The sequence below is a fragment of the Paraburkholderia sediminicola genome (assembly GCF_046030555.1).
Lineage (GTDB): Bacteria > Pseudomonadota > Gammaproteobacteria > Burkholderiales > Burkholderiaceae > Paraburkholderia > Paraburkholderia sediminicola_E.
Map to the genome: position 1 here is coordinate 591,171 of NZ_JAQQCH010000001.1, position 26,923 is coordinate 618,093.

General features: G+C 62.3%; 23 protein-coding genes. 9 read left to right on the plus strand and 14 right to left on the minus strand.

The window, feature by feature from the left end; translation table 11 throughout:
• Positions 1-60 precede the first annotated feature (60 nt).
• Together mdtD and PQQ52_RS02765 are read left to right on the plus strand one after the other, a co-directional pair.
• The gene (mdtD, locus tag PQQ52_RS02760) at positions 61-1,515 is read left to right on the plus strand and encodes a multidrug transporter subunit MdtD (RefSeq protein WP_408206589.1); all 1,455 of its coding nucleotides are present in this window, start codon (positions 61-63) and stop codon (positions 1,513-1,515) included.
• Between the two features lie 345 nt (positions 1,516-1,860).
• On the plus strand, positions 1,861-3,135 hold the full coding sequence (locus tag PQQ52_RS02765; protein WP_408206791.1) for an EAL domain-containing protein: 1,275 nt from the start codon (positions 1,861-1,863) through the stop codon (positions 3,133-3,135).
• On the opposite strand, the gene PQQ52_RS02770 is transcribed toward PQQ52_RS02765, so the two are convergent.
• Complete coding sequence (locus tag PQQ52_RS02770; protein ID WP_408206591.1) at positions 3,091-4,077, minus strand: sigma-70 family RNA polymerase sigma factor; 987 nt, start codon at positions 4,075-4,077, stop codon at positions 3,091-3,093. The two genes, PQQ52_RS02765 and PQQ52_RS02770, sit on opposite strands and share 45 nt — an antisense overlap.
• Before the next feature lie 208 nt (positions 4,078-4,285).
• Between PQQ52_RS02770 and clpP the strand changes: the two genes are divergently transcribed.
• Together clpP and PQQ52_RS02780 are read left to right on the plus strand one after the other, a co-directional pair.
• Positions 4,286-4,933 carry an ATP-dependent Clp endopeptidase proteolytic subunit ClpP gene (clpP, locus tag PQQ52_RS02775; RefSeq protein WP_408206593.1) on the plus strand — a complete coding sequence of 216 codons (648 nt, stop codon included), beginning with the start codon at positions 4,286-4,288 and terminating at the stop codon, positions 4,931-4,933.
• 138 nt (positions 4,934-5,071) lie between these two features.
• Positions 5,072-6,502 (plus strand): NYN domain-containing protein, encoded by a 1,431-nt coding sequence (locus tag PQQ52_RS02780; protein WP_408206595.1) that lies wholly within the window; start codon positions 5,072-5,074, stop codon positions 6,500-6,502.
• Between the two features lie 259 nt (positions 6,503-6,761).
• Here the strand turns inward: PQQ52_RS02780 and PQQ52_RS02785 are convergent, their stop codons facing one another.
• The 11 genes from PQQ52_RS02785 to xseA all read right to left on the minus strand — a co-directional run bounded on the left by PQQ52_RS02785 (position 6,762) and on the right by xseA (position 19,651).
• The gene (locus PQQ52_RS02785; protein WP_408206597.1) at positions 6,762-8,507 is read right to left on the minus strand and encodes a PQQ-binding-like beta-propeller repeat protein; all 1,746 of its coding nucleotides are present in this window, start codon (positions 8,505-8,507) and stop codon (positions 6,762-6,764) included.
• A gap of 291 nt (positions 8,508-8,798) precedes the next feature.
• Positions 8,799-9,377, minus strand: a complete 579-nt coding sequence (locus PQQ52_RS02790) for a glycine zipper family protein (protein ID WP_408206793.1) — start codon at positions 9,375-9,377, stop codon at positions 8,799-8,801.
• Positions 9,378-10,194: 817 nt separating this feature from the next.
• Positions 10,195-11,601: an O-linked N-acetylglucosamine transferase, SPINDLY family protein gene (locus PQQ52_RS02795; RefSeq protein WP_408206599.1), complete on the minus strand. Its 1,407-nt coding sequence runs from the start codon at positions 11,599-11,601 to the stop codon at positions 10,195-10,197.
• Between the two features lie 64 nt (positions 11,602-11,665).
• Positions 11,666-12,139, minus strand: a complete 474-nt coding sequence (locus PQQ52_RS02800) for a tetratricopeptide repeat protein (protein ID WP_408206601.1) — start codon at positions 12,137-12,139, stop codon at positions 11,666-11,668.
• 635 nt (positions 12,140-12,774) lie between these two features.
• Positions 12,775-13,710, minus strand: a complete 936-nt coding sequence (locus tag PQQ52_RS02805) for a c-type cytochrome (protein ID WP_408206602.1) — start codon at positions 13,708-13,710, stop codon at positions 12,775-12,777.
• Positions 13,707-14,399 (minus strand): c-type cytochrome, encoded by a 693-nt coding sequence (locus PQQ52_RS02810; RefSeq protein WP_408206604.1) that lies wholly within the window; start codon positions 14,397-14,399, stop codon positions 13,707-13,709. The genes PQQ52_RS02805 and PQQ52_RS02810 overlap by 4 nt, the downstream gene beginning before the upstream one ends.
• 134 nt (positions 14,400-14,533) lie before the next feature.
• Positions 14,534-15,583: a substrate-binding domain-containing protein gene (locus PQQ52_RS02815; protein WP_408206606.1), complete on the minus strand. Its 1,050-nt coding sequence runs from the start codon at positions 15,581-15,583 to the stop codon at positions 14,534-14,536.
• An 8-nt stretch (positions 15,584-15,591) separates the two neighbouring features.
• A complete protein-coding gene (tetH, locus tag PQQ52_RS02820) occupies positions 15,592-16,383 on the minus strand; it encodes a thiosulfate dehydrogenase (protein WP_408206608.1) in 792 nt (263 codons plus the stop codon).
• Positions 16,384-16,630: 247 nt separating this feature from the next.
• The gene (locus PQQ52_RS02825) at positions 16,631-17,263 is read right to left on the minus strand and encodes a LysE family translocator (RefSeq protein ID WP_408206610.1); all 633 of its coding nucleotides are present in this window, start codon (positions 17,261-17,263) and stop codon (positions 16,631-16,633) included.
• 210 nt (positions 17,264-17,473) lie between these two features.
• Positions 17,474-18,052, minus strand: coding sequence for a superoxide dismutase [Fe] (gene sodB, locus PQQ52_RS02830; protein ID WP_408206612.1), 579 nt, complete (start codon positions 18,050-18,052; stop codon positions 17,474-17,476).
• A 219-nt stretch (positions 18,053-18,271) separates the two neighbouring features.
• Positions 18,272-19,651, minus strand: a complete 1,380-nt coding sequence (gene xseA, locus PQQ52_RS02835; protein ID WP_408206614.1) for an exodeoxyribonuclease VII large subunit — start codon at positions 19,649-19,651, stop codon at positions 18,272-18,274.
• Between the two features lie 566 nt (positions 19,652-20,217).
• Here xseA and lpxK point away from each other — a divergent pair.
• The 5 genes from lpxK to PQQ52_RS02860 all read left to right on the plus strand — a co-directional run bounded on the left by lpxK (position 20,218) and on the right by PQQ52_RS02860 (position 24,269).
• Positions 20,218-21,234 (plus strand): tetraacyldisaccharide 4'-kinase, encoded by a 1,017-nt coding sequence (gene lpxK, locus PQQ52_RS02840; protein ID WP_408206616.1) that lies wholly within the window; start codon positions 20,218-20,220, stop codon positions 21,232-21,234.
• Positions 21,215-21,418: a Trm112 family protein gene (locus PQQ52_RS02845; protein ID WP_006050060.1), complete on the plus strand. Its 204-nt coding sequence runs from the start codon at positions 21,215-21,217 to the stop codon at positions 21,416-21,418. Before lpxK ends, PQQ52_RS02845 begins: the two co-directional genes overlap by 20 nt.
• A 138-nt stretch (positions 21,419-21,556) precedes the next feature.
• A complete protein-coding gene (gene kdsB, locus PQQ52_RS02850; RefSeq protein ID WP_408206618.1) occupies positions 21,557-22,357 on the plus strand; it encodes a 3-deoxy-manno-octulosonate cytidylyltransferase in 801 nt (266 codons plus the stop codon).
• Positions 22,358-22,570: 213 nt separating this feature from the next.
• Positions 22,571-23,236 carry an adenylate kinase gene (adk, locus tag PQQ52_RS02855; protein WP_408206619.1) on the plus strand — a complete coding sequence of 222 codons (666 nt, stop codon included), beginning with the start codon at positions 22,571-22,573 and terminating at the stop codon, positions 23,234-23,236.
• Positions 23,237-23,510: 274 nt separating this feature from the next.
• Positions 23,511-24,269: a 3-hydroxyacyl-CoA dehydrogenase gene (locus PQQ52_RS02860; protein WP_408206621.1), complete on the plus strand. Its 759-nt coding sequence runs from the start codon at positions 23,511-23,513 to the stop codon at positions 24,267-24,269.
• A 187-nt stretch (positions 24,270-24,456) separates the two neighbouring features.
• Here the strand turns inward: PQQ52_RS02860 and PQQ52_RS02865 are convergent, their stop codons facing one another.
• Together PQQ52_RS02865 and murJ are read right to left on the minus strand one after the other, a co-directional pair.
• Positions 24,457-25,299, minus strand: coding sequence for a SirB1 family protein (locus tag PQQ52_RS02865; RefSeq protein WP_179734003.1), 843 nt, complete (start codon positions 25,297-25,299; stop codon positions 24,457-24,459).
• Between the two features lie 5 nt (positions 25,300-25,304).
• Positions 25,305-26,855 (minus strand): murein biosynthesis integral membrane protein MurJ, encoded by a 1,551-nt coding sequence (gene murJ, locus PQQ52_RS02870; RefSeq protein WP_408206623.1) that lies wholly within the window; start codon positions 26,853-26,855, stop codon positions 25,305-25,307.
• Positions 26,856-26,923: the final 68 nt, after the last annotated feature.

Here is a 26,923-nt window from a genome sequence, read left to right on the forward strand (position 1 = left end):
GGCTCCGCTTTTCCCTAGAATAGCGAGTCCAGCCCGTCCCTGCGCGCTCAGCCGCCCTCCATGTCCACACCGCCGCCCCTGCCCGCTTCCCCCGCCACGTCGGCCCGGTCGCCCCGTTCGCTCACCGTGATGCTGTGGCTCGTCGCCACCGGCTTCTTCATGCAGACGCTCGACTCGACCATCGTCAACACCGCGCTCCCCGCGATGGCAACGAGCCTTGGCGAGTTGCCGTTGCGCATGCAATCGGTGGTAATCGCCTACTCGCTGACGATGGCGGTGATGATCCCGGTGTCGGGCTGGCTGGCCGACAAGCTCGGCACGCGGCGCGTGTTCTTCAGCGCGATCCTCGTGTTCGCTGTCGGCTCGCTGTTGTGCGCCAACGCGCGCACCCTGAATCAGCTGGTGATCTACCGCATCATGCAAGGTGTTGGCGGGGCAATGCTGCTGCCAGTTGGGCGGCTCGCGGTGCTGCGTACCTTCCCGGCAGAACGCTATCTGGCCGCCTTGTCGTTCGTGGCAATCCCGGGGCTGATCGGGCCGCTAATCGGCCCGACGCTCGGCGGCTGGCTCGTGAAAATCGCATCGTGGCACTGGATCTTTCTGATCAATGTGCCGGTGGGGATTGTGGGTTGCATCGCCACGTTCATCTTCATGCCGGATAGCCGCAACGAACACACCGGCAAGTTCGATCTGAAAGGCTATCTGCTGCTGATTTTCGGCATGGTGGCGATTTCATTCGCGCTCGACGGCCGCACAGAGTTTGGTATTCAGCACGCCACGGTGTTGGTGCTGCTGATTCTGAGTCTCGCCTGCTTCGTCGCCTATGGGTTGCACGCCGTGCGCGAGCCCGCGCCGATCTTCCCGCTCGACCTGTTCAAGATCCACACGTTCAGCGTCGGCCTGCTCGGCAATCTGTTCGCGCGGATTGGCAGCGGCGCGATGCCCTATCTGATCCCTCTGCTATTGCAGGTAAGTCTTGGCTATAGCGCCTTCGAAGCCGGCATGATGATGCTGCCGGTAGCGGCCGCGGGCATGGCGGCCAAGCGCCTTGTCACGACGCTGATCATCAAGTACAGCTACCGGCAAGTGCTGATCGTCAACACGGTGCTGGTGGGGCTGACCATGGCGAGCTTCGCGCTCACCACCGCCAGCCAACCGCTGTGGCTGAGGCTCGTGCAACTGGCGTTCTTCGGCGGCGTCAACTCGGTGCAGTTCACCGCGATGAACACGCTGACGCTCAAGGACCTCGGCACCGGCGGCGCGAGCAGCGGCAACAGCCTGTTCTCGTTGGTGCAGATGCTGTCGATGAGTCTCGGCGTGACGGTGGCCGGTGCATTGCTCGCGACCTTCACCGGCCTCCTGCCGCGCGTGACCGCCGCCAACTCGCTGCCCGCGTTCCATGCGACGTTCCTGTGTGTCGGCATCATCACCGCGGGCTCGTCGTGGATCTTCGCGCAACTGTCGCCGGACATCCGCACGCCCGCCAAAAAGACCGATCCTTCGGAGCGGACCTGAGTTTTGGGTCGAGCGGCGGTGGCGTGCCGTGATTCGTCGTCACCCCGCGGTCATCCGGCGGCCATCCCGCAGTGACTGTCGCAATCATTCTCACCGCTCACCGTTACTCGCCGCGCCCCGTTGCCGACCCGCAACGGGGCGCGCGTCGCACCACAGAAGTGCGAATCATCGCTTTCGCGCCCGCGCTGGCGCACAATCGCCGTACTGACCACGGTCGCCACGCACGTACGGTGTGTTTCCGCTCGCGCATAGTTCTTGCTCAACTATCCTGTAAACTCACAATTTGCGCGTGCGAACTCGTGCCGAGCATGCCGGGCGCGCCGCCACTTCCACACGACTGACATGATGAGCATGATCGAACTCGATCCTCCCGGCTTCCAGCCGCCGCGCCCAATGGCCGGCGACGAAGGCTCCCGGCGCACCGTTCTGTACGGCGGCTACACTGTTTTCAGTGTGTTCCAGCCGGTTTTCTCGGTGTCGCACCGGCGCGCGATCGGTTATCACGCTTCACTGCGCGCACACGACGAACATGCGCTGCAGGTGCCGTCGCATGAGGTCTTCACGCAGGCGGCGCGGCGCGGCGACCTGCTGGAACTCGGGCGGCTCGCCGAATCGCTGCATCTCGGCAATTTCAATGCATTCGACAGCCACGACGAGTGGCTTTTCCTGAGCCTGCACCCGGCAGCGCTGATGGACACCAGTTACGGCGACGCCCTGCTCGCCGGCCTCAAGGCGCTGGGCCTGCCGCCGCAACGGGTGGTACTGGAAGTGTCCGAGCAGGCAGGCGGTGAAACCACCCGCTTCGCAGATATCATCGACGCGTTGCGCAAATCCGGTTTCCTGATCGCGCTGGACGGCTTCGGCGCGAAGCATTCGAACATCGACCGCGTGTGGAATCTGCGTCCGGACATCGTCACGCTCGACCGCTGCATCCTCGCGCAAGCGAGCGAGCACTCGCATATCGAACGTGTGCTGCCAGGCCTCGTCTCGCTGCTGCACGAATCTGGCCAACTGGTGCTGATGGGTGGCCTGAGCACCGAGCGCGATGCGCTGATCGCGCTCGAATGCAACGTCGACTTCGTGCAGGGCGCGTTCTTCGCTGGCCCGAGCGTCGAACCGGTGAAACCGCAAGCGGCGGCCGGCTTGATGGACTCGCTCTCCGCGGCGCTTCGCGAACGGGTTGCCACGCGCGATCGCGCACAGTCCGCGCGGCTTGCTCCCTATGTCACGGCGCTGGAAACGGCCGCTGCTCAACTCGTGGCCGGGGAATCGGTGGCCCAGGCGACCGCGTCGCTGCTCATGCTCGGCGAAACGGCGCGCTGCTTCGTGCTCGACGGTTCGGGCCGGCAGATCGGCGACAACGTACTGCCGCCGGGACGTGCTTCGCAACGCGCCAAGCGCTTCCGGCCACTGCTGCATTCGGAAGGCGCGAGCTGGGAACGCCGGCCGTACTTTATTCAGGCAATGCGCCTGCCCGGCCAGGTGCACCTCACGCCGCCTTACCTCTCGATCAACGAAGCGCACCTGTGCGTGACAGCTTCGATCGCCGCGCATACGCCGCACGGCACGCAGGTGCTATGCGTCGACATCAACTGGGAAGTCGCTGCGCATCGTAATTGAGGCTATGGTGTTCCGCTGAATCCGCGCGAGCAGCTTCATGACGGCCGCGCGACCCAGCAAGCGGTTGGCTGCCTGCAAACGCAGCGCGCTGGTGACGGCGCGCAACGCGACGATCTTCACCGAACCGTCCGCAAGACTTTGCGTGGACACGTCGATTACCCCAACAACCTCGCCGTCGACAAGCAATGCAATACACATTGCGCCTTCGACCGACACCACCTCTGCGTGGCTCGCCTGATGCGCAAGCGCGGTCACCGTCTCCATCCAGGCCACTGGCGCCAGTTCCTGCGTGCACACCGGCGCGTCGCTAACGACGTCGCTGACAACTTCAGGCGCGTCGCTAAAGAGACGTAGCAAACCAATCCGATCCTGCGCCTCCAGCGCTGTGCGCAAGCCCTCTACGATCCGCGCATGGGCGGCGGGATCAGGCCGTTCCAGCGGCGCACCCGCGCGCTGCAAACGCGCCTTGGCCCGGTGGACGATCTGACGGCAACTGGCCGGCGTACGGTCGAGGATTTTCGCAATCTCCGCGTAGTCGCAATCGAAAGCTTCATGCAGCACGAATGCCGCCCGCTCATCCGGCTTCAGGCGCTCGAGCAGGAGCATCACGCCGTACGACATCTCCGCCGCGCGCAAGGCCAATTCCTCCGCCGATGGCGCTACCTCGTCGAGCCAGGGCTCCGGCAGCCAGCCGGCCGCCTGTGACGCCCGTTCGCGCCGCACATGACGCAGCCGGTCGATGGCCGCGCGCGTGGTGATCGTGGTGAGCCAGGCGGCCGGCGTCTGCACCTCTTGCGTGCCGGCGAGGTGCCATTTGAGCCAGACGTCCTGCACCACGTCTTCCGCTTCGGCGCGGCTGCCGAGCATGCGGTACGCCAGCGCGAGCAGGCGTGCGCGCACGGCCTCGAAGCTGGATGCCTTGTCGATTCCTTGTTCCGTCATGCGTAAACCTCCAGATCTGCATCCTTTTCAGCTTGACGCCCGGCTCCGCGGCGATGTGACAGCCTGACGAAAAAATATTCCTGTCACACCACCGTCTGCCCTCTCGTCATACGGACAACAAGCCGCGCAACGGGTGCGCGATTGTTCGAATCGGTCACCGCTACCGGTCACCGGGCTACCGGCAATACACCGCATAAACGAGGCAACCATGCATTCCAGCTACCCCTCCGTCGTCGGCCTGGGCCTCGTGCCCACCGTGATCGAACAGTCAGGCCGCGGCGAGCGCGCCTACGACATTTATTCGCGCCTGCTGCGTGAGCGGATCGTTTTCCTGGTCGGCCCGGTAAACGAACAATCGGCCAGTCTGATCGTCGCCCAATTGCTGTTTCTGGAATCCGAGAATCCCGACAAGGATATTTCTTTTTACATCAATTCGCCGGGCGGCTCGGTGTACGACGGCCTCGCCATCTACGACACGATGCAGTTCATCAAGCCCGAGGTGTCGACCTTGTGTACCGGCTTTGCCGCCAGCATGGGGACATTCTTGCTGACCGCCGGCCAGCGCGGCAAGCGGTACGCGCTGCCGAACGCGCGCATCATGATCCACCAGCCGTCGGGCGGCAGCCAGGGCACCGCGGCCGACGTCGAAATCCAGGCGAGAGAAGTGCTCTACCAGCGCGAACGCCTCAACGCGATGATGGCCGAGCGGACCGGGCGCAGCATCGAAGAGATCGTCCGCGACACCGACCGCGACAACTTCATGTCAGCCCACGGCGCCAAGGCGTATGGCCTCGTCGACGAGGTGCTGGAAACACGCGCGGCGCCTGGCGACCCGGTTCGCCACCACGACATGTAGCGCGGCAGTCCTCACCCCGGGCGGCTTTTTTGCCCTCCGTAATGGTGCGCCAGGAACACAAAAGCTGATCACCTCCGTAGGAATCGCTATCATGGTCGCGATTCGTCGAATTTGACGATCGCTTCAATGGAGATATTCATGGCGTCATCCAACGAAACCGTCAGCATGGCGCTATTCTGCGACTTCGAAAACGTTGCACTCGGCGTGCGCGACGCGAAGTACGACAAGTTCGACATCAAGCTGGTGCTCGAACGTCTGCTGCTCAAGGGCAGCATTGTCGTGAAGAAGGCATATTGCGACTGGGACCGCTACAAGAGTTTCAAAGGCCCGATGCACGAGGCCAATTTCGAGTTGATCGAAATTCCGCACGTGCGCCAATCAGGCAAGAATTCGGCCGACATCCGGCTCGTGGTCGACGCGCTCGACCTTTGCTACACGAAATCGCACGTCAATACCTTCGTCATCATCAGTGGCGACTCGGACTTCTCGCCGCTGGTGTCGAAGCTGCGCGAGAACAACAAGCAGGTGATCGGCGTCGGCGTGCAGCAATCCACCTCCGATCTGCTGATCGCAAACTGCGACGAATTCTTTTTTTACGATGACCTCGTACGCGAAAGTCAGCGCACGGTAACCAAACGCGAGTCGTCGCGCCCGCAACAGGCCGCGCAGCAGACGGCCAAACGCGCGCCCGACGAAGAAAAGTCGCGCAACAAGGAAGATCTCGAAAAACGCCGCACCAAAGCGGTCGAAATCGCGGTGCAAACGTTCGACGCGCTCGCGTCCGAACGTGGCGACAGCGGCAAGATCTGGGCGTCGGTGCTGAAGAACGCGATCAAGCGCCGCAAGCCAGATTTCAACGAGACGTACTACGGTTTTCGCGCATTCGGCAATCTGCTGGAAGAGGCCCAGGCGCGTGGGCTGCTCGAATTCGGCCGCGACGAGAAGTCAGGCGCATACGTTTATCGGGGGACGACCGCGAATGTGGGCGCCGAAAACGTGAATGATCCAGCCGAATCTGGCGAGTCGGCAGAACAGATGGTTGAGGCACAGGTTACCGAGACAGTGGTTGCCGGGTCGGGTGGCAAGCAGGAGTCGCGACGCCGAGGCCGTGGCAATCGCAAGCCCGGTCGTGGCCAGCAGGAAGCCGTGCACGAAGAACGCGCGGCAGTCGAGCACAGTGGCCTCGCGCAGGCTCAAGCAGAGTCCGTGCACACGCATTCGTCATCGGCCCGCGAATTCGTTTTCGAAACGCCGGAAGCGGCTTGGGTAGAAACGGCGGCCTCTGCGGATGAACCCGTCGCGGTAGCCGGCGAAGAAGCACAGGAAGCGAGCGGCACTCAACCTAAGCGCCGCAAGGAACGCGCACCGCGCAAGACAGCTGCGAAGAAAACGAAGAAAGCAACGGCGCGAAAGATCGATGAGGTACCGGAGATCGCGGCACCTGCTGAAGCACCGGCAGCGTCTGCCGCCGAAGAAAAAGCGCCCGTGGCCGCCAAAAAGGCAGCGCGCAAAACGGCCCCTCGCAGTCGGCGCCCGCGAAAGACAGCCGCTACGAGCGACGCGGAGTAAGCGTCCCATATTGCGTGACGCGGACTGAAGCAATGTGGGCGCCGCAGTACAAGCTCCGCCGCTGCAAACAAAAAGCCCCTGTTCGTCATGAACAGGGGCTTTTCCATTTCCAATTCGCGGCGCTTCGATCGAGCTGAAACTGCAACGGCAACAGCGCGCCCCAACAGATCAATGGCGCCTGCTCCACGATCAGCAATATCAGCTCACTTCATCCCATGACGGCTGTCTATGGCTGCGGCTAAAACTGCGGCTGCCGCACTCACCGCAAGCCAAACACCGCCACGCCATTAGTCGCACCCACATACACCTTGCCCCGCGCGATCATCGGCGTGATGAACTTGTTACCTGCGCCCCATTGATCGCGCGTCCCGGCCTGATTGCTGTTGTACAACTCGTTCGCAAGATTGCTTGCGTCGTACGCATGCAGGGCACCCGTTGTACCGTTTTCCGCCACCCAGACGATGCCATTGCCCGAGCCGTTCGCCGACACGGCCGGTGTCGCGCCGGGATAGGCAAACATGGTTGGACTCTTCGACGAAGCGGTGGTCGCGAGAAACGCACCAGAGACCGGCAGCGCCTTCAGGTTGTCGTTCCAGCCGCCGTAATACACCGCACCGTTGTAGTAAGCCGGCGACCCCCAGATGCCACCCGCGAGCGTGCCGCTCAGCTCCTGCCAGATGTTATTTGCCGTCGGACTGAATTTGCCCATCGAGTCGCGATCGACGACATAGATGTTGTTGTCCTTGCCCGCCGCCACCGCCAGATGCTTGACGACACCGCCCGTGGTCGTCTGATCCGGCAACAGCATCACCCCGCCCGAGCCGAAGTCGTTGTCGGCGTTTGCCTCGGCCACGACGTTATCCATAGCAAAGTAATCGGTGACCTGCAGGTTTCCCGACGACAGCTTCATCAACGAATTACCGAAGTCACCGTCGACCGGGAAGCCCTGCGCATTCAGCGTGGTGCCGAACGTGCCATTGCCGTCCACGACGTATATCGAGGTGCCGTCCGACGCCATTCCCGAGCCCGCCATCCAGATCGATCCCTGGCTGCCGTTCGGCGTGATGTTGAGCGCGCTGGTCTGCTTGAGCGTGTCGGCGCTGTAGTCCATCAGCCAGCCGGTGTATGCGCCCGCCATGCAGTGCGAGGTCCAGCCCATATAAATGTTGCCGCCGACCAGCGTGAGTGCCGCGCGCTCCGTATGCAGCGAAGGATTAAAGGTAATCACGCCGTTGACGCTGCCGGCGCCGTTGCCCGGGTAGGTCGCGGCGATCTCGGTCGGGCCGCCCAGCACTTCCGCGCCGGTAGTCAGATCGAGCGCATGCAGACGGTGATGATAGGTGCCGCTGCTGTCTTTGGTCATCGCCACGGCGTACAGGACGCCGTTCGCGCCACGATTGCGGTCAATGACCGGCGTCGACGTAATACCGATTTCCGGCGTGAAATCCGGACAGCTAAAGTCGTCGCTCGATGTTTCGCCACTGCCTGTCAACGAGACCTTCCACAATTGCGCGAAGGTCGTGGCGTCATAGGCGTACACGCTGTCGTGCTCGGTCGCGACGTAAACCACATCATGCGATGCGCCGCCGATCGGCAGACTGGTCACGAACAGCGGCTGCGCATCCACTTTGCCGTCCGCGGCGAGAAACGCGACTTTGCCGAAACTGGCTGAATTGACGTTCGCGAGCGTCAGCGTCGTCTCGGCAAGCATCTGGCCAGTGCGGGCGAGATCGTTGTGATGCATCAGCACGTCGGTAGCGTAGGCCGTCGTTCCCGTAGGCGTGCTGCCGGAACCCGTTGAGCCGCCGGTGGAGCCGGTGCCACTCGTGCCGCCGCCACCGCTGGTGGAGCCGCCGCCGGCCGCTGAACCCGAAGCGGTACCCGATCCGCCACCCGAGCCACCGCCGCAAGAAAGGAAACTGGCGACGACGAATGCAATCGCCAGCCACCCGCACACACGGGACCACACGCTCGGATTGAACGTACCGGTTTGCGGTCGCTGCATAGTCGCCTCGTTCGCACGATGTCGGACCCACTCCGTACGTCGTGCTACGTCGCGCGGCAGAGTCAGAAACGGCGCGTGCCGGCAGGAGCGGAGTGGACTTTGCGGGCTCTGCTGAACCGCCAGACAGGCGGCGCCCCTAGCCATCGATCCGAACGTACGCCCTTTGCCGGGCGGCTTGCCGCCATCGTTTCGTGCCTTTCCGCCAGATATGACAAAAGCTTTACAGCAACAAGCTTGCCTGGTACCAGGCGCAAATGCGCCGTTTCGGCGAAGCGACGCTGCCGGTCAAGCTCAGTAATACGGGTAAGGGGCGTACATCACCGGAGGCGGCGCGACATACCGCGGCGGCGGCGCATAGTAGTACGGCTGCGGCGCGTAATAAGCCGGCTGCGGCGCATAGTAGGCGGGCTGCGGCGGCTGCGAAATCGTATTGCCTTTCGAGGTCATGCACTGCGCGTAAGAGGCGTCATAACGTGCTTGCAGACCTGCGGCGGAATACTGCGCGCCATTCGCGCCGTTCGCGCCGCCGATTAACAGTCCGCTGCCCGCGCCGATCGCCGCGCCCGCGCCGGCATTACCCGCCGCCGCACCGATCAGTGCGCCGACAGCAGCGCCGCCGAGCGTGCCCAGCGCCGCGCTGTTCACGCTGTTTGTGGTCGCAGCCTGCGCGGCTCCGTTCGGGTCCGTCGAACGGTTAGCGTAGTCGCGGCATGCGTAGTCGTCCTGCTGGAACTGCCCAAGCGGTTCGCCACTGCGCGGCAGCGCGACCACACTCGGGCCGCTTGGCGGCATCACCGCACAACCGCCAAGCGCGAGCGCGACGACGGCGGCCGGTATGGCGATGCTTATCGACTTGGTGCTGGAGATCATGTTGGTACGTTTTAGAGACATTGGAATTCTAACGTTAGGCCAAACGGCACCGTCCCTGGTTACAGGATCGTTACAGAAAGTTTTTCGCTTACATCTGCGCAGCGGCTCACGCGCCGTCCCGCACCGCACGGAAATGGAACCCTGATCGCCAGCCTCATGCGTTATATGGGGTAACGCTTGTAAGCGAAGCGGCAATCTGATTTCACCCCCTCGCGGCCTAAACTGACTGCCGCCAGGGCCACGCGATCGGGTTAGCTGAAGCGCTCCCCCGCGTCGTACTGCGGCTCCGCTGAACGTGCGCTCGCCATGGCTCAGGGGCACTCATTAATGCAACAGAGGATCACTCGATGAATCGATTTGTTTTCGCCGTGGCGGCTTCTGTCGGCTGCATATCGCCCGTCTTTGCGCAGTCGAATACGACACTCCCGAGCACCGTAATCGAGCCCTCGACGACGACTTTTCCGAGCGCCTCGATTGCACAAAATTTCCAATACATCAATCACCCGCCGCCGCCCGCGCCGGCGAGTTCGGTGGCGCCCGCAGGCGGTGGGCGCGGTCATCGGCATCGGCAGACGTCGACGGATTCCGATACGACGGGGACCGCGTCAACGCAGCCTTGATCGCACGCGAGCAAGATCCGAACCGGCGCGGCGCAAAGGTCCGTCGACTTCGCAGTTACCAACTGTGACAAAGCTTGCACTTGAAACTGGGCTCGGATGGCGGTCGTTCGCGCGTCAGCGCAAGCAGGTAAAGGTAACGCCGATGCACGAACGAAGCTGCGCCCGCGCGGGCGGCGGCACGAGCGACGTTTCAGCGCTCAATGGCGAAAGGTCGGCACCACGGTTTGCGGCATCGGCCGCGGCCCATAGACGGAACCGGCGGCCACCACGCTGTCGCATCCGCCAGGCGCGCCATGTTGCGCCTGCTCACACCACTGCAGCCAGACGCCGCGGTAGGCGGCTTCGAGATGACGCGCGAAGCGCGCACCGTCCATCAACGGCGAGGTCGCGAGGCGTGCGCGCAGGCTCCCACGCATCTCACTCAGGCGCGGCAGATCGCGTACCAGGTGGACGGCGGTCTCGACAAACTGCGCGTCACTATCGGCCACCAGTTCACGCAGACCCAGGTTCGCCGACTGACTCAGACCCGCTCGCCCGACCACCGTGTCGCCGAGCCGCGTGACGACCGGCACCCCCATCCAATACGAGTCGAGACTCGTCGTATGGCCGTTGTACGGAAACGTATCGAGCCCAATGTCAATCTGGTGATACGTGCGCAGGTATTCCGCGCGTGGCCGGAACGACGCAAACGAGACTCGCCCGGCGTCGATACCCTGTTGTCCGAGCCGCTCGAGCAGACGCGCGCGGGCCAGGCCGTCCGGCGCCATCAGCAGCAGGCGGGCGTCCTCCACCTCACGCATCACGCCGCCCCACATTCTGAACGTAGCGTCGCTCAGCTTGCACGGGTTGTTCAGACAGCCGAACGTCGGATATCCGTTGGAGAGCGCAGGCAACGCATTGACCGCCGGCGTATTGTTCAACGGGTCATAGCACCAGAAAGAGTCGGGCAGACGGACGGAAGCTTCGCTATACCGCGCATCGCTGCCGATCGGGTCGAGCCATGGGTCGGTCACCCGGTAGTCGATCGCATCCATGCCGGTCGTCCCCGGATAGGCCAGCCATGCAATCTGCACCGGCGCGGGTTTGCGCGCAAACAGCAGCGGACGTCCATCCGCCATGTGCATGGTCAGGTCGATCAGAATGTCGATCCGGTCGTCACGGATCATCTGTGCGAGCCGCTCGTCGTTGAGTTCGCGCACGTCGCGCCATACGTCGGCATGAGTGGCCACGCGCCGTGTCAGGTCATCCGGCCGGACGACGCTCGCATAACAGAAGACTTCAAACTGTTCGTGGTCATGGTTCGACAGCAGCGGCAGCGTGAACAGCGTCTGGCAGTGTTCGCGGAAATCCGGCGACACATAACCGATGCGCAAGCGGCGCGAGGGTGTCGCATCGTTCGGATGCAGCCGATGCGCGTCGCGATATGGTGCTTCGTGCCGCACCGACCATCGACGGCATTCGTCCAGCAGCGGCTGGGGATGTTCTGCCTGGAAGCTCAATGCATAAGCCAGGTTGCTGTGCGCGACGACGTTGCAGGGATCGCACGTGAGCGCCCGGCGATAGCAATCAATGCCGTCTTCGAGACATCCTTGGTCCTTCAGCACGTTGCCGAGGTTGTTGTGCGTGCTCGTACAAACTCGCCGCGCTGGTTTAGCGCAACGCCGAGATTCACCAGGCAACAAGGCGAGTCGGGCGCCACGCGCACGGCCGCCTCGAGCAGCACCGCGGCTTCGACCAGACGGCCGGCCGCACCGAGGTATAGGCGTCGATTGCTGCGGGGTAATCGACAGCCGATTGCAACGCTGACGCCAGTGCAAACAGCACGTCGGCAGACCCCGCTTCGAGGGCCAGGGCTCGCCGGTAGGCGTCGATCGCATCGGTGAAACGCCAGGCGGCGGCAAGCACCTGTCCGCGAACGAAGTGATATCGCGCGTAATCGGGAGCGCGGGCTAGCGCCCGATCGAGCCAGTCGAGTGCGGCATCGTACGCGCCACCTTGCATGTCGAGCACGCCGAGACGGAACATTACGTTCGCATCGTCGGGGGCAATCGCGAGCGCACGTTCGTACAGTTCGCGCGCATGGCCGAACTCGCCCGCGAGGTGATGTGCCGTCGCGCGCTCCAGAATCTGAGTGGTTTCCATCCTGCCCCGCCGGTGGCCTGGCTATTTCATCGATGTCGCTTCCACGCGGACCGCTGTCCGCGTCACGTCAATGCGATGTCATTCGCAAGGTGTGCCGACGATTGCGCGAAGGGGAACGGACGCTGTTGAACGATAGCGAGCTAGTCCTTACCGATGTTTACCAGTTCTCACCGGGTGAAACTTGTAGCGATGCGGTTACACCGCTTCTGGTCGGGCAGCGAATATCGTGGAGGCTTCGCAGGATGCGGGGCTGTAAACGAGCGTGACAGGCGCCACGCGCATAGCCAGTAGGGTGCGCGCTGCGCGCAGATGATGGGGGCGATGCTGGTGAGTCTTTCGATGTCCAACCTGATAGCTTTCGGCAAGACCGCACCTGTAATACGGAATACCGACGAAGCTTTCCTGTTGCAAGAAATACTCAGTAACCCGTAAGTAATAATAGGTGTGATCGGCGAAAGATTTGACGCGCTAATGCGACGCCGCTCCGCTCCTTCTGACGGGAGCGGAGCGCACTCCCTCTTTCAGCTTTCGCTAGCATGACGTCGTAGTCTCCTCAATTGCCGCTTTGCTTTGCTGCGGGACGAGTTATTCACGCGGCCCGCGTACAGAGGTAGTGCTCGCGGCAACGCGTTACATCATCGGGATCCAGACGCGCCCAAGACCTGTCCATTAACGGTTTGACCGTACATGGAGTGCGGCGAGTCATGGAACTTCGCTCGCGTAGCTTCGACTGAACCCAGAAAGCGAGGGTCTTGCGGACGTTCATGGCTGTCCATAAACGTCGCGACGTCCCACGCTTGCTGGTCCGTCAGCGTTCCTGACAGTCCCAAGGGCATATTCGCCTTGATGAAGCCGGCTGCATTCTGAATGTCGCCCATTCCGGCACCCCAATTGAACGAATGAGCACCCCATAGCGGCGGGAAGACGGATTGTCCTCCACTCGACTGTCCTTGCCCATCGGCGCCATGACATAAAGCACAGTGCTGTGCGTAGACGGCGCTCCCTCTCGCATAGTCCGCCTTTCGCGCGGGCGCCGGAAGTTTGGGATAGCCTTGCCCCGGCAGTTTTTCGCCAATAGGCGCGCCTTTCGCGAGCCAGTACGCGTACGTTTCCAATGCCACGAGCACCGGATCGCCAAGCGGCGGCGCCTTGCCGTTCATGCTGTACTGGAAGCATCCCTGGAGGCGCTCGGCGAACGAGTTCACATGTCCGTTCTTGCTCCGATAGGCCGGATACAAGGGATACGCGCCCCACAACGGACTCGAATTCGCCTTGCGGCCCGCATCGAGATGGCAGCTGGCGCAGTTCAGCGTGTTACCAACGTACTTCCCCGCGAACGTTTTGGTATGCGTAAAGATTTGCTCGCCCAGTTTGACCGTTTTGCCGAAACCGTCCGTCGGCATGCTCGACTCTGCCGGTGGCGCGAACGGCTTTACCGGCGACGACACAGGGGCTTGTGCAGAAGAAGCGGGCAATACCGGCACGTCGCCGTTAGCAGCCAGGCACGAACCGGCAACCACACTCAACACGCTGACGAGCACGCCGCGACACAACCAGGTTCGATCGATCATTGCTTGCTCCCGTTCGCAGAGGTCCCTTCAGACGTCACTTCAGACTTCATTTCAGCCGGCGCTCCGCCACCGCCGTAATAGGCGGCAACGGCCGTGATCTCCGTGTCGGAAAGCTTGCTTGCGACGGCCGGCATCAACGCCATAGGTCCAGGCGGCCGAATGCCGCTCTTCCAGCTATGCAGTTGGCTCGCGATATAAGACGCCGGCTGACCGGCCAATGGTGGAAACGTCGCGCCCACACCCATTCCGCCCGGCCCATGGCATTGCACACAGGCAGGCAGACCCTCGTTCCAGCGTCCGCGGTTGGCGATCCATGCGCCGACGTCCGATGGCTTGACTGACTCGTTGTCATTCGCGGTTACGCCCGGAGGCGGCTGCAGCCCGGCGAAGTACTGCGCGACGTCATTGCGCTCGCTCGCAGACAACAGTTTCGCCAACGGTTGCATGATCGGGCTCTGGCGCGTCCCGTCCGCGAACGCCACCAATTGGGCCGACAGATAGGGTGCGCTAACGCCGGCAAGACGCGGAAAACTCGCCGCAGCGTTGCCTTCGCCCTTCGCGCCATGACAGCTGATGCACGCGGCGACACCCTTCGCCGTGCCCTGCATCGCGATGGTTTGTCCAGCGGTCAGATCATCTGCATGTGCACTGGACATCGCCAGCAACGTGCTCGCTATGGCCAGACACATGGTCAGGTATCTGCGCCTCCCTATCTTGACCGAATAGTCCACATCGTCTCCTTCAGAATTATCGCGAGTTGCGACTCGCCTGGCATGGCTATCCGGCTAGCGTTCAACTGTTCTCGTTGAATCGCAACGGCGCTTCACTGAATGGTCGAAGTCGAAGTCGAAGTCGAAGTCGAAGCCGGTTCGTACTTGCCAAAGCCGTATCGCTGAAAGATCTGAAATGCGGCGGACGACTGAATGAAGGCGAGCCACTTGCGAGCCGCTTGCGGATGCTGTGCGCCGTTGACTCGCGCGCCGGCATAGATCGCGGTCGTGTTTTCATCCGCGGGAATGTCGACGTGAGCAAGAGGATGCCCGATCTGCTCCTGGAACAAGGCTTCGGATTTCCAGACCACGCCGGCATCGGCGCGATTCTGCATCAAAAAAAGCGCGGTTTGCCGGTGATGTATCTGGGTCAGCTCCGTCGACCCGGCCTGCACCTTATCCTCGTAGACGGTCTTGGCGAGCGCGTCGCCCCCCGCTTTCACCAGCGATGCCTTGATCTGTCGTGTCACCCCTTCAAATTCCGGATTGGGCATCGCGAGCCGCAAGTCGGGTCTCGCCAGGTCTTTGAGCGACGTGACGTGCTGGGGATTGTCGCGACGAACCATGATCGTCAATTGATTCGTCACGTAGGGCACGGCCGGGCCCGTTAGCGTGCCGTCCGCGATGAGCGCTTTGACCTTGGCCAAACCGGCGAAATAAGCATCAGGTTTGACCGTCCAGGTCATATTGCCGACCGTGATCGTGCCGCCGGCCTTCATCTGCTTGACCAGCAAACCTGGTGGAATCGTTTCCCAAAAAATCCGCCCGCGATATTCCGGGTTGTCTTTCTCGAACTGCGCAACAAGCGGCGCCATCGCGAAGAAATAGTTCCCTCCCACGAACAGCACAAGCTTGGGCGTTGACAGGTTGCCGTGAAAATCAGCCAGCACGTCGACCTGCGGAACGGTGAATTCGAGTCCCCGATCGGGCGCGTCGTTATTTTCTCCATGCTGCCACGGCGGAAAGACGCCGGCCTCCGTCGATGCGGGCGATGCACACGCGATTCCCGTAGCGCAAGACAGCGAGCACAGTGAAACCGCTAGTGTTAACCGCAAGAGCCGTCGGGACCCATGCAAGGGGTTGTGAGCGCGAGTGAGTGCCATGCTGATCCTTAACTGGCGTAGTGAAAGCCGGCCTGTTGAAGTTCGACCAGCGTGGCCACCACGCCGGGCGTGATGATCGCACTCTGGATGACATGGTTCGTCAGATCGGCTGCTAGCGCATCCAGCGGCAACTTGTCCGGATTCGCATTGGCGGCGTTCAGTTTCTCCGCCAGTTCCCAGATGGCGTTATGACACGACAGGAAGACGACACCTCTTTTCAGCAACGCCGGAATGCTGTTGTCGTGCGACGAAAAAGCGCCTTCGGCAACTTCATGATCGTCGTGACCCACTGTCTCGGCCGGTTGACTGTCGAGCAGCGTGTTAGTCGCAAACTTGTTGCCGCTCATTTTCGCAAGACCATACTTGTCCCACGCGGCCTGATCGAACAAGGACAAATGGGCCGCCCCGTGGGTTGCCGATACCACGAGGAAATCCGGATGTTTGAACGACCAGATCTGCGCATTCAACGCATTGCGCATCAGGTTCAGCCACGGTCCGCCAAGCTCGGTGTTGTCCCAAACCTGCTTCGGCCTGCCTCGATACCCAATGACAGCAGACAGCGCCTCGTGATCCCATTGGTCAGGACGCTCGAGAATCATGGGAATCGTTTTGAAGTCACGCCGCCTTGGCGCCGCGGCCAATCGTTGAGTCAATTCGGACAGATCGCCGGCCCCTGCGGGTAACAATGATGCCGAGTCGGATGCTATCGCTCGCGCTTGCCCGGTGGCGCTCAGAAGCGCCGTACCGGCGGCCAGGCCAAATGTCTTTAACGCACTACGGCGCGCATTCTGGTTCGTCATGCCTGTATTCCTTGTTGTTGTTCGAACTGCCAAGGTCGCGAGAATACGGGCGCACGAGTGATTCAATCGACATGGCAGCACGTCTTATTAACGTTTGCCAAGTCTAGGGATATCCGATCGATAATAGAAATCGTGAATTCAGATTTGATGTATTTGCGTAGCCGATGATTCATGCGATGCGAACCGATCGCACAGAAAGTGATGACCTGTTGATGCAGATTGCGTGCAGCGATATGCGTTAGTCACGCTAAGCAATGTGACGGCGGTATAGGGCGAGGGACCCCGCGAGCGCAACCAGCACAGCGCCGCAAGACCGTTCGAGCCATAGCGCCCCTGACTTCTTCAGCAGGCGAATTGCCCGTGCACCGAGCAACGAATAACCGAACATGATCGTGCAATCCAGCATCGCAAACGTGATGGCAAGTGCCACGTACTGCGGCACAAGGGGTGCGGACGGCGCGATAAATTGGGGCAGAAATGCCGAGAAGAACAGGTATCCTTTCGGGTTCGTGACCGCGGTGAGGAAACTCTTGAGGAAAATTGCCGAGTTGCTGTCGCGGCCGACTTCGCCATGCACGCTCGCAACATTCAACGAGCCTTTTGACATCAGCAACTTGATGCCAATGTACGCGAGGTAGGCCACGCCCACCCATTTGACGACGGCAAACCAGAACGCCGACGCTGCCAGCAGTGCACCTAGACCCAGCGCTACGGCGAAAATCAATACGAAGTCAGATGCGACCGCGCCAGCGAACCCATAAGCGGCACGGCGAAGACCATAGCGGGAGCCATTGGTCAACGCCAGTAGAACCGTCGGTCCAGGCGTTACGATACCGACGAAAGCCACAGCGGCAAAAATTAGCAACGTACTTTCATGCATGATGGTCTTCTCCATTGCAAGAGGCTGATTTCGTCAACCCCGGCTACGTCCGCGAGAAACCGCTACTTTGAAACGAAACGCAGGCACAAAAAAGCCCTCACATTCGAGGGCTTTCTATCGGCTACGGTTTCAAAGTCTATTGCGTGGCATGCTGCCCACGCTAAAAACTTTTCGGCCGTTTCCAGACTTCATTGTCACGGAACAGCAATCTCACGCGAAGTTCTTCGACGCGAATTCCCAGTTGGCGATGTTCCAGTACGCTTCAACAAACTTCGGACGCGCATTGCGGTAGTCGATGTAGTACGCGTGTTCCCACACGTCGATCGTCAGCAGTGCCTTCGCGTCCGTGGTCAGCGGCGTAGCAGCGTTGCTCGTCGACACCAGGTCGAGCGAACCGTCGGCCTTCTTCACCAGCCATGCCCAACCCGAGCCGAACGTGCCGATTGCGGTCTTGGCGAATTCTTCCTTGAACTTGTCGAACGAGCCCCACTTTGCGTTGATCGCGTCAGCCAGTGCGCCGGTCGGTGCACCGCCACCCTGCGGCGACAGGCTGTTCCAGAAGAACGTGTGGTTCCACACTTGAGCAGCGTTATTGAAAACACCGCCCGATGCCTTCTTGACGATCTCTTCGAGCGACAGATTCTCAAACTCCGTGCCCTTGATCAGATTGTTCAGGTTGGTCACATAGGTCTGATGGTGCTTGCCGTAGTGATACTCAAGCGTCTCTTCCGACATGTTCGGCGCAAGTGCGTTTTTCGCGAACGGCAGCGGCGGGAGCGTATGTTCCATGGTGCTTTCCTTGTGTCTGTATCTGTTGTGGGGGAGTCTGCGGATAACGCTTTTGAGCACTCGATTGTAGGCGAGTTGGAATAACCCCGCAAACCAACGGACTTTATGTCCGGCATCGGCGAACATGCCGCACACATAGCGTATTTAGTGCATCCGCATGCGCTGTGCCCGCCCCATGCGGAGGTCAAAAATACGCCTTTGCGTGCTGTCGGCGAAGTGTCAGAAACCGTCGGTCAGGCGCGGTTGCACGTCGGCGAGGGCAATGTCCGCGGCCCCTTCCGCCAGATGCACCGTAAGGCGCCGCCCCGGTTTCAGCGACGACGGCGCGCGCACGGCGCGGCCGCTCTGTGCATCGAGCACCGCCGCATAACCACGCTCCAGCGTGCGCTGCGGACTCAGCACCTCGAGCCGGGCGGCCAACGTGTCGATACGCGCGGACTGACGTTCATGCTGGCGCAACAATGCGGCGTCCAGACGCTGCGAGAGATTGCCGAGCTTCGTCTGATGCGCGGCGAGATCAGGGCGCCAGCGCTGCCAGCGCATCTCCAGCAGAGAAAACCGCGCTCGGGCGTCACGCACAGGACGTGCGCCCGCCGATGCCAGCCGCACGCTCAATTGCTGCAAATGCGTGCGCTGCCGCGCGAGGCGCTCGGCCGGCGACACCAGCCGGCGCGCAAGCCAGTCGAGTTGTTGGGCGCGCCGCTCCATCATGCGGCCAAAGCCGCGTGCGAGCGTCGCATGCCGATGATCAAGCTCGCGCAGCAACAGCACGCGCTGTGGGCTGACAAGTTCGGCGGCCGCGGTGGGCGTCGGTGCACGCACATCGGCGGCGAAGTCGGCGATCGTGAAATCGGTTTCGTGGCCCACGCCGCTCACCACCGGTATGGCGCTTTCGGCAATCGCACGCGCCAGCACTTCTTCGTTGAACGCCCACAGGTCCTCGATCGAGCCGCCGCCGCGGCAGACGATCAGTACGTCGACCTCGCGCCGCGCGTTGGCCGCGTCGACCATCGCGGCCAGCTTCGCGCTGACGCCCACGCCCTGCACGGGTGCCGGATAGACGATCACGGGGATATGCGGCGCGCGACGCGACAAGGTGGTCAGGACATCACGTAATGCAGCGGCCTGCAGCGATGTCACGATGCCGATCGCACGCGGGTGAGCCGGCAAAGCACGCTTGCGTTCGGCGGCAAAGAGCCCTTCGGCTTCGAGTTGCGCCTTCAGCCTGAGAAAGGCTTCGTAAAGACGCCCCTGCCCCGTGCGGCGCACCGCTTCCACATTCAGTTGCAGCTCGCCGCGCGGCTCGTACATCGTCACCAGCGCGCGCACTTCGATGCGATCGCCTTCGCGCGGCGTGAACTCGGCGTACTGCGCGCGACCACGGAACATCACGCAGCGCATCTGCGCCTGGGCGTCCTTGATCGAGAAATACCAATGGCCGCTCGCGGCACGCGTGAAGTTCGAGACTTCCCCAGCCACCCAGACGAGCGGAAATGAGCGTTCGAGCATCGTGCCAATCGCACGGTTGAGCGCGGAAACAGGGACGACAACTTCACCGCCGGGCGTAGCCGACGAGGAGAAAGGGCTTTCGGGATTCATGCGAGGAATATCGGTGACTGGCCGGACAGACGATAGACCGAGTGGCCATCGGCGTCCAGCGGCGCGGATGAATTGTTAAAAGTGTCCACATGTCGGGAGCCGTTAGACGAATGCCGTCAGCATCGCCTGCCGAGCCAGTGAATTGGAGGCATGTCATTGATTTATATGGATTTTGCATCTCATTAAAGAGAACGATTGCCGATACGGATGGCTCGGCGCGGCCCTTTCAGCCCTTCGATGGGCAGGTTCTCCACAAAGTTATCCACAGGCTGGGGACCCCGTTGGAAGCGCTGCCGCGCCGCGTCGTGCGGGGTGCGCGACTTGCCGGGCAGGACGCCCGCGCGCTAGAGTGGCGGGTTCGACGGCATGGCGAACGCCCCGCAGCGCTCGCCATTACGGCACACTGACGGCACACTGCGCGAACGCATCGGACACAGCCGCCGCCTTACCTGTTCGCCCCACTTTTCGATTGCCCGGAGAACCGCGTTGACGTTTGCCCCGCGTATTGCACCTGGCGCTTCCATGCCGCCGTCCCGGCCCCTTTCGCCCATCCTTGCGACTTGCCGATGAGCGAACTAAACAACCGTTTCGAAGCGCGCCTCGCGCGCGAATGGCAGCAGCGCGGCCTGTTTGCGTGGGCGCTGACGCCCTTCGCGTGCGTGTTCGGCGCGATTGCCGCCGCGCGCCGCGCCGCTTTTTCGTTCGGCTGGCTGAAGTCCGTACGCATTGGCGTGCCGGTGGTGGTGGTCGGCAACGTGACAGTCGGCGGCACCGGCAAAACGCCGACCGTCATCGCGCTGGTCGAAGCCTTGCGCGCCGCCGGCTTTAAGCCTGGCGTGGTGTCGCGCGGCTATGGCGCGCGCGTCAAGGGGCCGACGCCGGTCCTCGCGACGTCGGCGGCGAGCGTCGGCGGCGACGAGCCGCTGCTGATCGCGCGCCGCACCGGCGCACCGGTGTGGGTCTGCCCGGATCGCGTCGCGGCCGCGCAGGCGCTGTGCGCCGCGCATCGCGAGGTCGACGTGATCGTCAGCGACGACGGCTTGCAGCACTACCGTCTCGCCCGCGACGCCGAACTGGTGGTCTTCGATCACCGGCTCGGCGGTAACGGTTTTCTGCTGCCGGCCGGTCCGCTGCGCGAGCCGCTCTCGCGCCACCGCGACGCGACGCTGATCAACGATCCGTATTCCCGCAGCCTGCCCGCGTGGCCGAACACGTTCGCGCTGCAGCTCGCGCCCGCCGACGCCTGGCATCTCGACAACCCTGGTCTGCGCCGGCCGCTCGCCCAATTCAGCGGTGATCGCGTGCTGGCCGCAGCCGGCATTGGCGCGCCGGAGCGTTTCTTCGCGACACTGCGCGCGGCCGGTCTCACGCCCGCCACCCGAGCCTTGCCGGATCACTACGCGTTCGAGCGCAATCCTTTTACGGACGTCGACGCGGACGCCATCCTGATAACGGAAAAGGATGCGGTAAAATTAGGGTCCTGGCGCGACGCGCGCATCTGGGTTGTCCCTGTCGAAGCCGCGCTCGATCATCGCCTCATTGCCTTAGTTGTGGAGAAAGTCCGTGGACGCTCGCCTGCTTGAAATTCTCGTCTGCCCGATCTGCAAGGGCCCGCTCAGCTACGACCGTTCCGCGCAGGAACTGATCTGCAATGCGGACAAGCTTGCGTATCCGATCCGCGACGGCATTCCCGTGATGCTGGTCGACGAAGCACGGCAGACCGTGGAAGGCACGCCGGTCGATCTGAATCCGGGCTCCGTCGCCTGAGTCTGATTTGCCCAGCGCGGGGGGCGGTGCCTTCTGCGCGCCCCCGCGTGTCTGATCCGCATTTGCCGTCTTCCCCGTCAGCGCCCGCGGTGCACTTGCGAGCGCTTCCTTCCGGTTGCATCGCCGCTCGTCCTTCCGATGACCAACGTCAATACCACCACTCCTCCGTTCATCGCCGTCGTGCCCGCCCGGCTCGCTTCGACGCGTCTGCCCAACAAGCCGCTCGCCGACATTGGCGGCAAGCCGATGGTGGTGCGGGTCGCCGAACGCGCGCGCGAATCGGGCGCGCAACAGGTACTGATCGCCTCGGACGCGCAAGCGGTGCTGGACGTGGCTCGTGAACATGGTTTCGAAGCCGTGCTGACGCGCGCCGACCATCCGTCGGGCACCGACCGTCTCGCGGAAGTGGCGGCGCAATTCGGCTGGAGCGACGAGACGATCGTGGTGAACGTGCAGGGCGACGAGCCGCTGATCGACCCGGCGCTCGTGTGCGGCGTGGCGTCGCACCTGGCTTCGAGCCACGGATGCGCGATCGCCACCGCCGCGCATCCGATCACCGACCCCGCGGAAATTTTCAATCCGAACGTCGTCAAGGTCGTGTTCGACGCGCGCGGCGTCGCACTGTACTTCTCGCGCGCGCCGATTCCGTGGGCACGCGACGCGTATCAGCCGCATTGGCCCAACGTGGCGTCGATGACCACGCCGCCGGCCCCCGCAGTCGTCCATCGGCATATCGGCCTGTACGCCTATCGCGCCGGATTCCTGCGCACGTATCCGGGTCTCGCGATCTCCCCGATCGAGCAGGTCGAAGCGCTCGAACAATTGCGCGCGATGTGGCACGGCGAACGAATCGCGGTGCTCGTCACGCAGAATGCGCCGCTGCCCGGTGTCGACACGCCCGCCGATCTCGCGCGCGTGCAGGCTTTATTCGGGGCTTGAGCGTAAAAACCCATGGCATAATCGGACGGTTGTGCGCGCCTCCCGCTAAGCGCGAGAGTCAGGGATTGCCCGGTCGCGCCGTTGTCGGCTTGCAGCGCCGTCGTTGTCGACGTGCAGCGCGAGGCTCGAAACGGCAGCCGACGCGGGTCCCCCGACGAATCGTGGGATGGCTGCAGCGCCACCAAAGAATTCACATAGATCTGGAGATATCACATGCGGTTGATCCTTTTGGGTGCGCCCGGCGCGGGTAAGGGCACTCAGGCAAACTTCATCAAGGAAAAGTTCGGCATTCCGCAAATTTCCACGGGTGACATGCTGCGCGCAGCCGTTAAGGCAGGCACGCCGCTCGGCCTTGAAGCCAAGCGCTTCATGGATGCCGGTGAACTGGTCACAGACGAGCTGATCATCAACCTGGTGAAGGAACGTCTGCAGCAGCCGGATTGCGCGAACGGTTATCTGTTCGACGGTTTTCCCCGCACCATTCCGCAAGCCGAAGCCATGAAGCAGGCGGGCGTCGCGATCGATTACGTGCTGGAAATCGACGTGCCGTTCGACGAAATCATCGTGCGTATGAGCGGCCGCCGCTCGCACGCCGCGTCGGGCCGTACGTACCACGTCAAGTTCAACCCGCCGAAGGTTGAAGGTATTGACGACGTGACGGGCGAATCGCTGATCCAGCGCGACGACGACAAGGAAGAAACGGTCAAGAAACGTCTCGACGTGTACGTTGCGCAAACCAAGCCGCTGATCGAGTACTACAACAACTGGGCGCAAAACGGCGACCCGGCAACCTCGCTGACGGCACCGCAATATCGCCGCATTTCGGGCCTCGGCTCGGTCGACGAAATTCGCAACCGCGCGTTCGATGCGTTGAAGTAATCTCGCGTCACCGGTTGTCGTTCGAAAAACCCGCCCTTGCTGGCGGGTTTTTTTATTGTGCCGCGCGTGGCGTGCACGCTCTCACGATCCCGTTTTCAGCCATGCCCGGCATTAATTAGCCATCCGTAGCAGTTTGGGGCGCTGTACGTCTGCGGCAAGGGCCTTCGGCAGTCGCCACCCCACTTCGCTTTCCGCATTGCAGCATAGCCGTTACAATCAATCATCGAAAAGATATTCGATCGAGACATTACTGAACTGAAGCAAAGGAGAAGACATGGAGATTCGTGACAACGTATTCCTGATCACCGGCGGTGCATCGGGCCTCGGCGCGGCCACAGCACGCCTTTTCGTCGAGAACGGCGGCAAAGTGGTGCTGGCCGACCTGAATGTGGATGCTGGTGAAGCGCTCGCGAAGGAACTCGGCGGCGTGTTCGTCAAGTGCGACGTGAGCCGCGAAGACGACGCCACGCAGGCGGTCGAAGCCGCCACGAAGCTCGGCACGCTGCGCGGCCTCGTCAATTGTGCGGGCGTGGCGCCTGCCATCAAGACGGTCGGCAAAGACGGGCCGCATCCGCTCGAGTCGTTTGCGCGCACCATCTCCATCAATCTGATCGGCACCTTCAACATGATCCGGCTCGCCGCCGCGGCGATGTCGAAGAACGAACCGAATGCGAATGGCGAACGTGGCGTGATTATCAACACGGCGTCGGTGGCGGCGTACGACGGCCAGATCGGCCAGGCCGCTTATGCTGCGTCCAAGAGCGGCGTAGTCGGCATGACGCTGCCGATCGCACGCGACCTGTCGCGCAACGCGATCCGCGTGATGACGATCGCACCAGGCATCTTCGAAACGCCGATGCTGCTGGGCATGCCGCAGGAAGTGCAGGATGCGCTGGGCGCGATGGTGCCGTTCCCGCCGCGCCTCGGCAAACCGGCGGAGTATGCGATGCTGGCCAAGCAGATCTTCGACAATCCGATGCTCAACGGCGAAGTGATTCGTCTGGACGGCGCGATCCGGATGCAGCCGAAGTAACGATGTATCCGGCGCGCCGCTTTATGCGGCTGCGCCAATGGCCAACGAAAAACGCCTGCACGTGAATCACGTGCAGGCGTTTTGTTTTGACCAGTTTTTGCTCATCATCCGTAGCTGGAAGCGGCCGCTAATTCCTTGCCGTCGCTGCTTACGCTACGAGCCCGGTCCGCTGGCAGACAAAGCGGTTCTAGTCGCGATCGTCGTACTGGGTACGTTGACGCAGTTCATGCAACTGCGATTCCACCACCGTTGCGTCTTCCGCGTCCGGCCGGTCGCCGAGATATCGTTCGAGATCCTCGAGCGCGGGGCGCAGATAATCGAGCCGCGCATAGGCAAAACCCCGATCGCGCACTTCTTCGATACTTTCCGGCAACAGGATCACGAGGCGCTGCTGCACCGCCAGCAGACGCTGCCAGCGTTCCGTCTGAAGATAAGTGGACTTCAGATTGCGCAGCATGCGAGCGATGATCTCGCGGCGCGTGGCCGGTTGCAGCAACATGCGCAGCGCCCTGCTCACCGACTCGCCCGCCGACGCCACATATGGCTCCAGCATGTCCACCATCTGCGATTCGGACAACGAATGCCCGCTGGTCGGATCGAGCATGACGTCGCCATCCGGCGTCGTGACGCGCAACAGGAAGTGGCCGGGAAACGACACGCCGCGCGCCGGAATGCCGATCTGCTCGGCCATCTCCAGATACAGCACCGCCAGGGAAATCGGAATGCCGCGGCGCCGTTTGAGCACCGCATTCAGATGGCTGTTGTCGGGATCGTAATAATCGTTGAGGTTGCTGGCGAAACCCAGCTCGCGGAAGAAGAACCGGTTCAGAATACCGACCTTCTGCCTGATGTCGGCATCGTCCGGCATGCGGCGCTGCAAACGCACGACCAACTCGTCGATCTCGGCCAGCGTGCCTTGCAAATCGAGATCGGGATAAGCGTCCTGCGCGAGCGAGAGCGCCGCCTCGGTCAGCGGCAGGCTGTCATCTTCGGCAACCAGCGTACTGAAATAGTCGAGAACTCGCGTCATCGTGATCACTTCACTCGCCTTTTGAAATACGCGTACTTGAAGCCCATCAGCCAAAGCATACCGAAATATAGCGCGGCGAACAGAACGAGGCACGCCCCCAGCAACACGATGCGGTCAACCGGCCGACTATGCATGCCGATCCAGTCGAAGCTGATCGCGAGCCAATGCATCGTGCCGGCCAGCACCAGACAGGCGCCGAGCAGCTGCACGAAGAATTTGAGCCAACCGTTCGACGGCATATAGATGCCGCGCTTACGCAAGCCGAGGAACAGGAATAGTGCGTTGACACAAGCCCCGAGCCCGACGCTCAGCGTGAGACCCGCATGCGCGAAAATCGGCACGAACAGATAGTTGCTCAGCTGCGTGACGATCAGCACGCCGATACCGATCTTCACCGGCGTCTTGATGTCCTGCTTTGCGTAAAAACCAGGCGCGAGAATCTTGATGAGAATCAGGCCGATCAGGCCGATGCCGTAGGCCGACAGCGCACGGGCAACCATCACCACTGAGTTGCCGTCGAACTTGCCATAGTGGAACAGTGTCGCGGTAAGCGGCTGGGCGAAGAAAAACAGCGCAACGGCGCTCGGTGCGGCCAGCAGGAAGGTGACGCGCAGCCCCCAGTCGAGCAGCGACGAATACTCGTGCGGATCGGCGTCCACGTGCGCCTTCGACAGGCTCGGCAGCAAAATCGTGCCGAGCGCGACGCCGAGTAGCGCGGTCGGAAACTCCATCAGCCGGTCGGCGTAGTTGATCCAGGAGACAGCGCCCGGACCGATGCGCGACGCAATATTGGTGTTGATGATCAGGCTGATCTGCGCGACCGATACGGCGAACATTGCCGGCACCATCTTCGACAGCACCCGCTTCACGCCGCGGTGCGCGAGCGCCTTCAGCGGATTCAGGCCGATGCGCGGCAGCATGTCGATCTTCTTCAAACCCGGCAATTGCACGATGAATTGCAGCACGCCGCCGGCGATTACCGCCCACGCGAGCGCATAAACCGGCGTTTGCAGGCGCGGCGCGACGAACACCGCCGCGATGATGAACGCGACGTTCAGCAGGACAGGTGCGAATGCGGGCAGCGAAAAGTTCTTGTACGTATTCAGCACACCCGACGCCAGTGACGTCAGCGAGATGAAAATGATGTACGGGAACATGATGCGCGTCATCGTGACCGCGAGCGCATAAGCCTGGCCTTCATGCGCAAGCCCCGACGCGACGATGAACACCACGCCCGACGCCCCCACCACGCCGATCAGCGAAAGGATCGCGAGCGCCCAGGCAAGCACGGTCGACGTGGCGTCGACGAGCGCCTTGGTGGCGTCGTGTCCTTGCTGGTTCTTGAACTCGGCGAGAATCGGCACGAAGGCCTGCGAGAACGCACCCTCGGCGGAAATGCGGCGCAGCAGGTTCGGAATGCGGAAGGCGACGTAAAACGCGTCAGTGTATTGACTGGCGCCGAACGCGCGGGCGATCAGCGTTTCTCGGGCCAGTCCGGTCACGCGCGACAGCAGCGTGAAGCCGCTGACCGTCAGCAGGGCTCGGAATAGATTCATGGGGCGCTTATTATACGGGTGCCGCAGGTGCGGACGACGAGCCTGAACGCGAATCGGACCGATTTGCG

Coding starts and splice junctions, on each gene's coding strand:
- mdtD (WP_408206589.1), top strand. CDS start 61: ATGTCCACACCGCCGCCCCTGCCCGCTTCCCCCGCCACGTCGGCCCGG.
- PQQ52_RS02765 (WP_408206791.1), top strand. CDS start 1,861: ATGAGCATGATCGAACTCGATCCTCCCGGCTTCCAGCCGCCGCGCCCA.
- PQQ52_RS02770 (WP_408206591.1), bottom strand. CDS start 4,077: ATGACGGAACAAGGAATCGACAAGGCATCCAGCTTCGAGGCCGTGCGC.
- clpP (WP_408206593.1), top strand. CDS start 4,286: ATGCATTCCAGCTACCCCTCCGTCGTCGGCCTGGGCCTCGTGCCCACC.
- PQQ52_RS02780 (WP_408206595.1), top strand. CDS start 5,072: ATGGCGTCATCCAACGAAACCGTCAGCATGGCGCTATTCTGCGACTTC.
- PQQ52_RS02785 (WP_408206597.1), bottom strand. CDS start 8,507: ATGCAGCGACCGCAAACCGGTACGTTCAATCCGAGCGTGTGGTCCCGT.
- PQQ52_RS02790 (WP_408206793.1), bottom strand. CDS start 9,377: ATGATCTCCAGCACCAAGTCGATAAGCATCGCCATACCGGCCGCCGTC.
- PQQ52_RS02800 (WP_408206601.1), bottom strand. CDS start 12,139: ATGGAAACCACTCAGATTCTGGAGCGCGCGACGGCACATCACCTCGCG.
- PQQ52_RS02805 (WP_408206602.1), bottom strand. CDS start 13,710: ATGATCGATCGAACCTGGTTGTGTCGCGGCGTGCTCGTCAGCGTGTTG.
- PQQ52_RS02810 (WP_408206604.1), bottom strand. CDS start 14,399: ATGTGTCTGGCCATAGCGAGCACGTTGCTGGCGATGTCCAGTGCACAT.
- PQQ52_RS02815 (WP_408206606.1), bottom strand. CDS start 15,583: ATGGCACTCACTCGCGCTCACAACCCCTTGCATGGGTCCCGACGGCTC.
- tetH (WP_408206608.1), bottom strand. CDS start 16,383: ATGACGAACCAGAATGCGCGCCGTAGTGCGTTAAAGACATTTGGCCTG.
- PQQ52_RS02825 (WP_408206610.1), bottom strand. CDS start 17,263: ATGCATGAAAGTACGTTGCTAATTTTTGCCGCTGTGGCTTTCGTCGGT.
- sodB (WP_408206612.1), bottom strand. CDS start 18,052: ATGGAACATACGCTCCCGCCGCTGCCGTTCGCGAAAAACGCACTTGCG.
- xseA (WP_408206614.1), bottom strand. CDS start 19,651: ATGAATCCCGAAAGCCCTTTCTCCTCGTCGGCTACGCCCGGCGGTGAA.
- lpxK (WP_408206616.1), top strand. CDS start 20,218: ATGAGCGAACTAAACAACCGTTTCGAAGCGCGCCTCGCGCGCGAATGG.
- kdsB (WP_408206618.1), top strand. CDS start 21,557: ATGACCAACGTCAATACCACCACTCCTCCGTTCATCGCCGTCGTGCCC.
- adk (WP_408206619.1), top strand. CDS start 22,571: ATGCGGTTGATCCTTTTGGGTGCGCCCGGCGCGGGTAAGGGCACTCAG.
- PQQ52_RS02860 (WP_408206621.1), top strand. CDS start 23,511: ATGGAGATTCGTGACAACGTATTCCTGATCACCGGCGGTGCATCGGGC.
- PQQ52_RS02865 (WP_179734003.1), bottom strand. CDS start 25,299: ATGACGCGAGTTCTCGACTATTTCAGTACGCTGGTTGCCGAAGATGAC.
- murJ (WP_408206623.1), bottom strand. CDS start 26,855: ATGAATCTATTCCGAGCCCTGCTGACGGTCAGCGGCTTCACGCTGCTG.